The following is an 11,992-nucleotide window of genomic DNA, read 5'->3' as shown; positions in this document are numbered from 1 at the left end:
TCATAAAATCACCGTAGCCTTTCAGCATTGCTGTTTTTTATATTATATCACATTATTTTAACAAAATAAAGAGATAATTGACAATTATATATTTACTGTGATAATATAAATGTGTGTAGTATACTAAGGAGTATTACCATGAAATACGATGTTTTATATAGAAAGACCACCAGAAATATCGGTGACAAGGAATATATCTGCCGAATGGACAGAGAGTACCATTCAAAGATTGTTACCGTAGCGGTAAAGCTGCGAAGGCTGCTGCTTAAGCTTCTCGGTAAAAAGCCGTAAAAGAGGGTGCAGGTAATGAGTGATAAAAAAGAAAAAAGCAACGGCGGATTTTTGCAGTTTGTAAAATTTTTTCTGTTTTCCGCCTCTGCCGGCATAATTCAGGTTGTAAGCTTTACCTTTATGAATGAGGTTGTTATTAAGCTTGACTTTTTTCAAAGCTTGATGCAGGCCAATGCAACCTTTGCAAAAATTATGCAAAACGAGTACGGACCGATGTATCTTATCGCATTGCTGTTGTCTGTGCTCTGGAACTTTACCTTTAACCGTAAGTTCACCTTTAAGTCGGCATCCAATGTGCCTATCGCAATGCTTAAGGTGCTTGCATTTTATTGTGTTTTCACTCCCGTGTCAACCATTATTGGCAACTACTTTACGGCAAGGTTTGCAGACGTGTCGGCAATTAATTATATTGTTCTTGGCTGTACTATGGCGTGCAATATGATTACGGAATTTCTGTACGATAAATATGTAGTATTCAGAGATGCAATAAACAAAGCGGATTGAACTCAACGTTCAATCCGCTTTAGACTGTCGATAAAGTGGGCTGAAACACGCCATATAAATTAAAATAAACCAATTTGAGCCTCACTTGTGTAAAGGGAGGTGGGTGCGATTTGTCGCACTCGGAGGGATTGTAAAAGCGGCTTAGACATCGAATCTAAGCCGCCTTTGGCGTTTTTCGCCTTTTGCTCCTGCAATCCTCGTAATTTCCAACCTTGATTTTAGTTGTTGTGCCTAAAAAGAGGCAGGCGTCCGCAATGTCAAGGCAGTTTGCCCTTGCCTTGTCCTCGTCCTTATCAATCAGTACGATTTCGTCAACCGTGCCCTGAAAGCAAAGAGCCATAGCCACGTGAGAGCCGACGTGACCTGCACCGATAATTACAACCTTTCGTTTTTCCATATCCATTCTCCGTTCGGCTTTATTTGTTAAATCTGTATCCCTTGCCCCAAACCGTGTTGATATATTCCATATCCTTGTCTATGGCGGAGAGCTTTTCTCTTACTCTGTTAATATGTACGGTGACGGTTGATGTGTCGCCCATAGAGTCATAATTCCAAATTTCGCTTAACAGCTCGTCCTTTGTAAATACGGTGTCGGGGTTTTCAGCCAAGGTAGTCAGCAGATCAAATTCCTTGTTAGTAAAGGTGATTTCCGTATCCTTGAAGAATATGCGTCGGGATTTTTTGTCGATTTTAAGATCATTTATTTCCAATACCTCGGCAGGCTTAGCGTCGGCGTTTGTCAGCCTCTCGTATCTGTTGATGTGTGCAATTACTCTTGCAACAAGCTCTGACGGACTGAACGGCTTAACTATGTAATCGTCTGCACCGAAGCCAAGACCGTTGATTTTGTCAAATTCATCCTTTTTGGCACTTACAAGCAGGATAGGAATGTTGCTGAATTCTCTTATCCTTTTGCACACCTCAAGCCCGTTAAGCGACGGAAGCATAATGTCAAGAAGCACGAGAGAGATGTTTACGCTTTTTGCTATCTCAAGACCTCTTATGCCGTCGTTCGCACAAAGCACCTCAAAGCCGTGTGCCTCAAGATAATCTCGTTCAAGGCAAATGATGTTTTCGTCGTCTTCTATAATTAATATTTTTTTACTCATTTTGTGTCCTCTCCGTTATATCGTTGCAGCGAAATCATCATTGTTGTTCCGCTGCCCTCCTTACTTGTTGCCCATATGTGACCGTTGTGCAACTCGACTATTTCCTTGCAAACGGCAAGCCCGAGCCCCGAGCCGTCCTGTACCCTTGTACGCGCCTGATCTGCACGGTAGAAGGATTCAAAAATGTGCTTCAGGTTTTCATCGCTGATGCCAATGCCGTTGTCCTTAAGGGCAATGATTACCGACTTGTCGTAAACCTCAAGGCTTATGTCAATCCTTGGCTTGCGGGCGGTTGATGAATATTTGATAGCGTTGGAAATAATGTTGTTTAGCACTCGTGAAAATCTGTTGGGGTCAAGCATTACATCAAGGCTTCCCTTGTAGCTTGGAGGAGTGAATGTTATTACAGCCCTGTTATCCTGCGGTCTTTCGTTAAGATATTCTCTCAAAAACTGTACAATGTCAATTCTGATTTGCTCAAGCTTGATTTTGCCCTCCTCAAATCTTGATAGAGTTAACAGCTCATCAAGCAGATTTTCCATATCCTTTGCAGATGAATAAATTGTGTTGAGGTAGCGCTCCTGCTTTTCCGGAGTATTTGCAATTCCGTCCATCAGGCCCTCAACATATCCCTTGATTGATGTCAGCGGAGTTCTGAGGTCGTGGGCAATTCCGGCGGTCATTTCCTTGCGGGATTGCTCAATTTCCTCCTTGGTTTGCATAAGATTTTTCAGTTTTTCGGTCATATCGTTTATGGATTTAACAGTTGTGCCGATTTCGTTTGTAGAGTCGTAATCTATATGATAGTCAAGGTTACCGCCTGCAATTTCGTTTGCGCCGTCAGACAGCTTTTTGATCGGAGCCGTTATCGTTCTGGACGCTATGACTGACATAATCAGGTTAGATATAAGTATAATGAACAGCGCCATAAATATTATAAATCCCGAACGCCCTGTGAAAAACGCCTTAAAGGATTTTAAGGTGCTTTGCATTGAGGAGTCTGCAACCGTGTAGCCTGTATTTGTGATGTTTATCATATATGAGCCGTTGTCGCTATCGGTGTGAGATTGAACAACCAAGCCGTTTTCACCGAAAAGAATGATGTTGTCGTCCTTAAGATTAGGTGCCAATTCGTGCAGCTCTGCGTCAATGGCAGATTTGTCAGTGTTTGAGTAAAACAGCTCACCGTCTTTTGTTATATATATTTTTGAGCCTAATTCGTCGATTGGTCTTGTTATTCCCCTAAGGTCCTTTTGCTTTGCTTCATCAGATGTGTTGTCCGTAAGCTCACGGTTGATGCTGCTTATGGTTTGTGCCCATTGCATTTGGTTGAGCAGAGAATAGCTGTTTGATTCAACTCTTGCTATGCCGTATATGTCAGGAAGCAATGAACGAAAAACAAGCACTACCACCGTAATCATAATTATGGATGTGGCAATGCTTGAAAGCGTTGCAATCGCAATTCTTGATGCTATGTTAAGATTTTTTGTTTTTTTCATATATTCACCTCGTGGGTAGCCTACATATATATTAAAACATATTATAGTATTTTTCAAGTGGATTATTTAACACACGCAAACTGTTTACAATTTGTAATATATACCTTTTGACAGGGTAATGGCATAGTGCAGAATATGGGCGTTTTGCAGTTTTTTACATAACTACATTTCGTATAAAAATATTACAATCTCAAGAAAAGGCACAATATGTTGTATTTTTTTCAATTTTTCTATTGACACAGCCACAATGTTTTGATATTATGTAAAAGGTCAATGATGAAAAGGTTACAGATTCGTAACAATCGGTTATTTTTTTAGAAGGGGAAAACTTATGAACATTATTAAGAGAAACGGCTCGGAAGCTACATTTGACATAAATAAAATTATCGTTGCCGTATCAAAGGCAAATGCTGCCTGCGAGAAGAAGGAGCTTTCACAGGGACAGATTAATGATATAGCAGAGTTTGTTGAGTTCAAAATCAGCAAGGCAAACCGTGCTCTTTCGGTAGAGGAGATTCAGGATATTGTCGAGGATCAAATTATGGCACAGGGTGCGTTTGAGGTTGCAAAGCGTTATGTTAAGTACCGCTATACCCGTTCCCTTGTTCGTAAGGCAAACACCACCGACAACCAAATCCTTTCTCTTATCGAGTGTAATAACGAAGAGGTTAAGCAGGAGAACTCAAACAAGAATCCAACTGTCAATTCTGTTCAGCGTGACTATATGGCAGGCGAGGTATCAAAGGATATTACAAAGAGAATTCTGTTGCCGGAGGATATTGTAGAGGCTCACGAGAACGGTCTTATCCATTTTCACGATGCAGACTATTTTGCACAGCATATGCACAACTGCGACCTTGTAAACCTTGAGGATATGCTCCAAAACGGAACAGTTATTTCCGATACTATGATAGAAAAGCCGCACAGCTTTTCAACAGCCTGCAACATTGCAACACAGATTATTGCACAGGTTGCATCATCACAGTACGGCGGTCAGTCAATTTCACTTACTCATCTTGCACCGTTTGTTCAAATCAGCAGAGATAAGATTCGTGCACAGGTGCTTGAGGAGGCAAAGGACTTCGGCGGCGAGCTAACCGAGGAAAAGCTCACAAAAATCACCGAGCGCCGTCTTCGTGACGAGGTTGCAAGAGGCGTTCAAACCATTCAGTATCAGGTTGTAACACTTCTTACAACAAACGGACAGGCTCCTTTTGTAACAGTGTTTATGTATCTTAATGAGGCAAAGACCGAGCAGGAAAAGAAGGACCTTGCTCTCATTATTGAGGAAACCCTTAAGCAGAGAATTAAGGGTGTTAAAAACGAGAAGGGTGTATGGATTACTCCTGCATTTCCGAAGCTTATCTATGTTTTGGAAAGTGACAACATCACAGAGGATTCTCCGTATTACTATCTTACAGAGCTTGCTGCAAAGTGTACTGCAAAGCGTCTTGTACCCGACTATGTAAGCGAAAAGGTTATGCTCAACCTCAAGGGTGATGTATACACACCTATGGGCTGTCGCTCATTCCTCACTCCTGACAGATTTACCGAGGCAGGTGTGGGCAACATCGCAAGAGCAAAGAACTACCAAGAGGGCAAAAAGAAATATTACGGCAGATTCAATCAGGGCGTCGTTACCATTAACCTTGTTGATATTGCATGCACCTCAGGCGGTGATGTTACAAAGTTCTGGCAGATATTTGATGAAAGACTTGAGCTTTGCTACCGTGCTTTGATGTGCCGTCACAACAGACTTAAGGGCACACTTTCCGATGCGGCTCCTATTTTGTGGCAGCACGGTGCTCTTGCAAGACTTGACAAGGGCGAGCCTATTGACAGATTGCTGTATGACGGATATTCAACAATTTCTCTCGGCTACGCAGGTCTTTACGAATGTACAAAGTATATGACAGGCAAATCACATACAGATGCCGACGGGGGTAAGGAATTTGCTCTCAGCGTTATGCAGTATATGAATGATGCCTGTGCAAAGTGGAAGGCTCAAACAAATATTGATTTCTCAATTTACGGCACTCCGCTTGAGTCTACAACCTACAAGTTTGCAAAGTGCCTTCAAAAGAGATTTGGCATAATCAAGGGTGTAACCGATAAGAATTATATTACAAATTCATATCACGTTCACGTTGCAGAGGAAATTGATGCCTTTACAAAGCTTAAGTTTGAAAGCGAATTCCAGGCTCTTTCTCCGGGCGGTGCCATCTCTTACGTTGAGGTACCTAATATGCAGGATAACATTCCGGCAGTGCTTCAGGTAATGAAATTTATCTATGAGAACATTATGTACGCAGAGCTCAATACAAAGAGCGATTACTGCCAGTGCTGCGGCTACGACGGCGAAATCAAAATCGTTGAGGACGAAAACGGCAAGCTTATTTGGAGATGTCCAAACTGCGGCAACGAGGATCAGGATAAGATGAATGTTGCCCGCCGCACCTGCGGATATATCGGCACACAGTTCTGGAATCAGGGCAGAACTCAGGAAATTAAGGACAGAGTACTTCATCTGTAATATTTTTTTAATTTTTTAATGGAAGTGAAAGGGAGTTGGTACGTTGAAAAAAAATATTTTAATTTTTATTTTAATGTGTGTTGCATTTTTTATACCCACATCCCAGGCTTATGCAAATACAGGTAATACAGATGTAACAATTGGAGTAAATGAGACAATAGAACTTTCAGAATTTTTCCCTGAATTAAACAATGACTCTTATAATATAGAGTACAGAAATTCAGATACAAACATTGGTGTTGTAGATACTGAAAAAAACACACTAACAGGTGTGGCTTGCGGCACGGGACATTTAGAAATTTATTTTTATGATGAGTCTATTAGCACAGATGACGATATTGCATCATCTTATTTAGAAAAAGTATGTGAACTTACATATACAGTAAAAAACGGACCATCTACAATTACACTTAATAAAACTTCGATTACGGTAGGTGTGGGTGAAAACTTCAAAATAACACCTAATTTAAATGGTGGTGTTTCTTGTAAAAAAATATTCACTTCTTCTAATTCAAAAATTGCAACAGTCGATTCGAATGGAAACGTGAAAGCTTTATCTGCGGGTACGGCTAATATTATCTTTTCAACATATAATAAAACTGTTAATTGTAAGGTTACTGTAAAAAATGCACCGTCAAAAGTTAATGTTGCAGCAACTCATTATATACAATTAGGCACATCTACTCATAAGGTAAATTATACATTTCCTTCTAATACATATTCTAGTAAAGTTACTTTAAAAATTGCCAATACTAAAATTGCCAAAATTTCTTCAAATGGAATAATTACCGGATTAAAAAAAGGGGACACCACTTTAACTATATCTACTCATAGTTCTACAACTAAATGTACAATTCGTGTTACAGACAATGCATTGGTTTTAAATCGAGAATCTGCGCAAATAGCGTATGATTATTCCAATGTAATCAGAAAACAATATGGTACCTCTGCAATGGGTAAGCCATTAGAAGCGTATGAAATTTATAATAAATCGAAAAACAATAAATATAAAAAGACATTATTTATGAATTTCGCTATTCATGGTTTTGAGGATTCTTATTCTAAAGATGGTAAGTTGTTAGTTGCAGAAGCTAATGCTTTAATAAAGTATTATGCTAATAATTCTAATCTTCTGAATAATTATCGATTGGTTATAATACCTTGTGCTAACCCGGATGGAACTATCGATGGTAAAAATAATAAAAGATCCGGAAGTACTGCTTTTGGCAGATGCACTTCCAAGCATATTGATATGAATAGAGATTTTATTGCGTTCAAAGCAAAAGAGAGTAGAGCGTTAAGAAATTTTACAAAGAAAGAAAAGCCTAATATTTGTTTGGATTTTCACGGATGGTTAAACGAAAGTATTGGGACGTCTACTCTTAACAGAATAATAAAGAGTAATTTAGGATTAAGGAAAACCCTGAATAACCAATATGGAACGTCAAGCGGATATTTTATTGGTTGGGCACATAAAACTTTTTCTATTCCGGCTGCCTTGATTGAATATAAAAACACAAAATCAATATCGACATCGAAGGATGTTAAAATGCTTAACACTATTATCAGAAAATATAGATAAAATGTCTTTTTTGTCAAAAATGCAGTATTAATATCCAGAAGGAGGTTGATACTTTTGAGTAACACCAATTCTTTATCTGTTTCTGAATATAACGAAAAGTTAGTTCAGCGTTTTTTAAAAACAATCATTTGCCTTTCGATCGAAAAGAGACGGCCGAAGATATTATTTTTTCTACAGAAATAAGCGTTGAAATTGAAGAAAACGTTTCTGTAAACACTTTTTTATTGATGACTATAAACATATTTACTCAAACACAACGGCTTCCCTTACAAATAGGGGGGAGCCGTTGTCATTTATTACGGCTGAGGGGATAATTGATACACTTTGTTATACTTTGTGCTTATTAAAATATAATTTATAAATTGTTGTTGAATTATCGCATAATGCTATGTATAATAATATTGACTGTATAAAAAGGAGAACCATATATGCAAAAGGTATATATTCCAAGAGGTGTTTGTTCAAGGCAAATCACCGTTGATGTAAGCGATGACCAAACAATTAATTCAGTAAGCTTTGTGGGTGGCTGCAACGGAAATCTTAAGGGAATTTCCGCACTCGTAAAGGGTAGAAAAATTGATGATGTTATTTCAACTCTTAAGGGCATTGATTGCAATTTTAAGGGCACATCCTGTCCGGACCAGCTTGCAAGAGCACTTGAGGAGATAAAGGAAGAATTGTAAATATTACATAAGTAATATAAAGGGGAACATTATGTATAAGCTGTCAAGCAACAGACTCAAAAGGGAATTCAAAATTACAGATGAAAAGTTTTATGCATCTCAAATAAAAAATACATATTCGGGTATGAGCTTTATTCCCGACGGTAACGGCTGTGAATTTGTTATTCATTTTGCCGACGGAGGCGAGTATTCGTCGAAGGGGCTCCCTGTTGAAAGCGGAGATTACGAGGATGACAGGCTTGTTTTTAGGTTTGAAAAATCCGATGACCTTCAGGTAACGCTCAAATATTGGGTGCACAGGGACGGCAACACAATCTGCAAGCAGATATTTATTGACCAGTTCAACGACAGAGAGGTTGATTTTATCGAGCTTGAAAGCATTGGTATAGTTAACTCAAAAACACATTTCAGTGTTGATGTGGTTGAGGGCGGCGAAATTCCTGCATTCCATTCTATGCTCGGTCAGCCGATATATATCGACAGCCTTTTCTTCGGCTGCGAATTTCCCGCAACGGAAAACAGAATTATTCACGGTAACGCGTCCGTAAGATATTACGTCGGCAAGCCTTTGGGAATGGGCTTTGTATGTCCCGTAACCGTTATGGGCGGTGGCAGCGACAACACTCTTATTCAGGTGCGCAAGGCGTTTTATGAATATATTGAGTCCATCAGTGTGCCTGCTCCGTTAAGGTTCCAGTACAACAGCTGGTACGACTATATGAAGGACATCACAGAGGATAATATTATGACCTCCTTTGCACAGGTGCACGAGCATCTTTCTGCTCATAATGCTCCGGAGCTCGCAGCCTATGTTGTTGATGACGGTTGGCCGGATGTAAAGGCAGGCTTTTGGTGCTTTAACAAAAAGTTCCCAAACAAGCTCACAAAGGTTACAGCTCTTTGCAATGAGCTTGGCTCTCGCTTCGGCTTGTGGCTCGGTCCCCGTGGCGGATATACCAGACCTGACAAAATCGCAAAGCGCTATCAAAAAGCAGGCAACGGCTATCTCAACAAGGAAGCAAGGGATATTTGTGTTGCCTCAACAAGATATATCGAAAAGCTCGGCGATTTCCTTGTTGAAACCACAAAGGAATTTGATATAGATTATTGGAAGCTTGACGGCTTCTGCCTTAAGCCCTGTAAGGACCCAAAGCACGACCACGCAGTAGGCGGCTATGAGGATATGTATTTTGTTACGGATATGTGGCAAAAGTGGATTGCACTTTACGACAGGCTTCGTGAGGCAAGACCTGACATTTGGATAAATATGACCTGCTACGTTAATGTTTCACCTTGGTGGCTTCAGTGGGTTAATTCTCTTTGGGTGCAAAACAGCGGTGACATCGGCTTTGCAAAGAATATTGAGCATCAGGCACAGGTCGACAGCGAAATTACCTATCGTGACGCAAGATATTTTGATTGTGTATGCAAGCGTGCATTGCAAATTCCGCTTAAAAATTTGTACAATCATGAGCCTATTTACGGCAACACCGCACATGTAAAATACACTGATGATGAGTTTGAAAAATACATCTATTGGTGTACCGTCAGAGGCCAGGCACTTAATGAGCTTCACCTTTCTGTTAATATGATGAACGAAAGGAAGTGGAGCGATTTGTCAGCCGCAATGAATTGGCAAAAGGATAATTTTGACATCCTTAAAAATGCACATTTCATCGGCGGTAATCCTGAAGAAAATAATGTTTACGGCTATATTTCGTGGTCGGAGTCGGGCGAGGGTGTTATTGCTCTGCGTAACCCAACCGACGAGGCAACGGATTTAACTCTGACTCTTAATAAGCTTATGTGCGCACCGGAAAGCCTTGAGGGTGCAAAAAGGTTTAACGTATACTGCAAATCAATTGCAGAAACCGACGAAACCTTTGACTACAATTCAAAGATGGACTTGACATTGAATCCTTATGAGATAATGATTTTCAAAATTGCTAATGAAAGATAATTACAAGGAAAGATAATTATGAGTGAAGAAAAGAACGCACCTGCCGTTGAGCCTCAGGAGGAGCAGGCTAAAAAATCAAAATTAAGAGAATTTCTCGAATTCATTGCACCTATTGTTATTGCTATGATTATTGCAATGGTGCTTAAGCATTGCGTGTTTGCAAATGCCGTTATCCCGACAGGCTCTATGTTAGACACAATTCAACAGGGCGACAGAGTTATTGCAAGCAGACTTGCATACACCTTTGATGACCCCGAAAGATTTGATATTGCAATTTTCAAGTATCCCGATAACGAAAAGGAATACTTTGTAAAGCGAGTTATCGGTCTGCCCGGTGAAAAGGTAGACATTCTGAACGGTACGGTTTATATTACCGGTGCAGACGGTAAAACCCTTGAGCTTCGTGACGATTTTGTTTCGGAGGAAAACAAGGACAATTATAGCGGAAGCTTTGTAGTGCCGGAGGACTGCTACTTTGTTATGGGCGATAACCGAGACAATTCGGTTGATTCGCGTTATTGGGTGACGACAAATTATGTGTCGCGTGACAAGTTTATAGGTAAGGTAATGTTCAGGTATTATCCGTTCAAAACAGCGGGCAAGCTTGAATAAAGCAGTATCGGTAAGGTCATTCATTCCGTTAAGGAATGGGTGACCTTTTGTATATTATAGTTAAAATAAATAAGAGAATTTTGGTAATTATTATTGCCTCTGTTTTGTTGAAAACAAATATGCCGTATGATAAAATAATTTTAATATTGTGCAGTTGATACTGTAAATTTACATTTTATTAAAGGGGTATTATTTATGCAAAAGCTTAAGGTGGGCATTATAGGTGCCGGCAGAATCGGACAGGTTCACGCAAAATCAATTACTTATCACATTCCGCAGGCGGAGATTGTGGCAATTTCCGATATTTATGTTGAGGGTGCGCAAAGGGTTGCACAGGAATTGGGCATCCCTAACGCGTATCAGGATTATCACGAAATCCTTAATAATCCTGAAATTGAGGCGGTTCTTATCTGCTCATCAACAGATACACACGCAGACATTGCAGTAGAGGCTGCCGAGGCGGGCAAGCATATTTTCTGTGAAAAGCCTGTTGATTTGACAGTTGCAAAAATTAAAAAGGTTATTTCTGCCGTAGAAAAAGCAGGGGTAAAGCTTCAAATCGGATTTAACAGAAGATACGACCACAACTTTGCAGAGATTAAGCGTCTTGCAAATGAGGGCAAGCTTGGTGATTTGCAAACAATCAAAATTACATCCCGTGATCCTGAGCCTCCGGCAATTGAATATGTAAAGGTTTCAGGCGGCATTTTCCTTGATATGACAGTTCACGATTTTGATATGGCTCGCTTTATCGGCGGCGAGGTTGAGGAGGTTTATGCTAACGCAACCGTTATGGTAGACCCGGCAATCGGCGAGGCAGGTGACGTTGATACAGCACTTGTTGCTCTCAAGTTTAAGAGTGGTGCCATCGGCGTTATTGATAATTGCCGCAAGGCTTGCTATGGCTATGACCAAAGGCTTGAGGTATTTGGCTCGGGCGGTCAGGCAGCTGCAGCAAATGATACTCCTACAAACGTTGCATATATCAACGGCGACGGCAATGTAACAGATAAGCCGCTTTATTTCTTCCTTGAAAGATATATGCAGTCATTTACCGATGAAATGACAGAGTTTATCAACGCAGTTCAAAATGATATTCCGACAAAGACAACAGTAAATGACGGCTTGGAGGCACTTCGCTTGGGCTTGGCTGCAAAGCTTTCCGTTGCAGAGCATCGTCCTGTTAAGCTTTCGGAAATTGAATGTTAACATTGTGCGA

General features: G+C 40.2%; 11 protein-coding genes. 8 read left to right on the top strand and 3 right to left on the bottom strand.

What is annotated here, in order from left to right; genetic code table 11:
* The first annotated feature begins 138 nt into the window (after positions 1–138).
* Together Q0P34_RS06150 and Q0P34_RS06145 are read left to right on the top strand one after the other, a co-directional pair.
* A complete protein-coding gene (locus tag Q0P34_RS06150; protein WP_294954360.1) occupies positions 139–291 on the top strand; it encodes a hypothetical protein in 153 nt (50 codons plus the stop codon).
* A gap of 15 nt (positions 292–306) precedes the next feature.
* A complete protein-coding gene (locus Q0P34_RS06145; protein ID WP_294954357.1) occupies positions 307–795 on the top strand; it encodes a hypothetical protein in 489 nt (162 codons plus the stop codon).
* A gap of 154 nt (positions 796–949) precedes the next feature.
* Here Q0P34_RS06145 and Q0P34_RS06140 read toward each other — a convergent pair whose 3' ends face one another.
* From Q0P34_RS06140 to Q0P34_RS06130, 3 genes are read right to left on the bottom strand one after another with little or no spacing between them, the layout of a single operon-like run.
* On the bottom strand, positions 950–1,192 hold the full coding sequence (locus Q0P34_RS06140; RefSeq protein ID WP_294954355.1) for a saccharopine dehydrogenase NADP-binding domain-containing protein: 243 nt from the start codon (positions 1,190–1,192) through the stop codon (positions 950–952).
* A 19-nt stretch (positions 1,193–1,211) separates the two neighbouring features.
* On the bottom strand, positions 1,212–1,904 hold the full coding sequence (locus Q0P34_RS06135) for a response regulator transcription factor (RefSeq protein ID WP_294954352.1): 693 nt from the start codon (positions 1,902–1,904) through the stop codon (positions 1,212–1,214).
* Positions 1,901–3,403 carry a HAMP domain-containing sensor histidine kinase gene (locus tag Q0P34_RS06130; RefSeq protein ID WP_294954349.1) on the bottom strand — a complete coding sequence of 501 codons (1,503 nt, stop codon included), beginning with the start codon at positions 3,401–3,403 and terminating at the stop codon, positions 1,901–1,903. The genes Q0P34_RS06135 and Q0P34_RS06130 overlap by 4 nt, the downstream gene beginning before the upstream one ends.
* A gap of 331 nt (positions 3,404–3,734) precedes the next feature.
* Between Q0P34_RS06130 and nrdD the strand changes: the two genes are divergently transcribed.
* The 6 genes from nrdD (at position 3,735) to iolG (ending at position 11,982) form a co-directional block, all read left to right on the top strand.
* Entirely contained in the window at positions 3,735–5,936 is a 2,202-nt protein-coding gene (gene nrdD, locus Q0P34_RS06125; RefSeq protein WP_294954347.1) for an anaerobic ribonucleoside-triphosphate reductase, read from the top strand.
* A gap of 43 nt (positions 5,937–5,979) precedes the next feature.
* A complete protein-coding gene (locus Q0P34_RS06120; RefSeq protein WP_294954344.1) occupies positions 5,980–7,518 on the top strand; it encodes an Ig-like domain-containing protein in 1,539 nt (512 codons plus the stop codon).
* Between the two features lie 428 nt (positions 7,519–7,946).
* On the top strand, positions 7,947–8,201 hold the full coding sequence (locus Q0P34_RS06115; protein ID WP_294954341.1) for a TIGR03905 family TSCPD domain-containing protein: 255 nt from the start codon (positions 7,947–7,949) through the stop codon (positions 8,199–8,201).
* Positions 8,202–8,232: 31 nt separating this feature from the next.
* Positions 8,233–10,161: a hypothetical protein gene (locus tag Q0P34_RS06110; RefSeq protein WP_294954339.1), complete on the top strand. Its 1,929-nt coding sequence runs from the start codon at positions 8,233–8,235 to the stop codon at positions 10,159–10,161.
* Between the two features lie 18 nt (positions 10,162–10,179).
* A complete protein-coding gene (gene lepB, locus Q0P34_RS06105) occupies positions 10,180–10,773 on the top strand; it encodes a signal peptidase I (RefSeq protein ID WP_294954336.1) in 594 nt (197 codons plus the stop codon).
* A gap of 195 nt (positions 10,774–10,968) precedes the next feature.
* The gene (gene iolG / locus Q0P34_RS06100; protein WP_294954333.1) at positions 10,969–11,982 is read left to right on the top strand and encodes an inositol 2-dehydrogenase; all 1,014 of its coding nucleotides are present in this window, start codon (positions 10,969–10,971) and stop codon (positions 11,980–11,982) included.
* Positions 11,983–11,992: the final 10 nt, after the last annotated feature.

Origin of the sequence: uncultured Eubacterium sp. (assembly GCF_945980375.1) — a bacterium.
GTDB lineage: Bacteria > Bacillota > Clostridia > Oscillospirales > Acutalibacteraceae > Eubacterium_R.
This window is presented reverse-complemented; position numbering and strand designations above follow the sequence as displayed.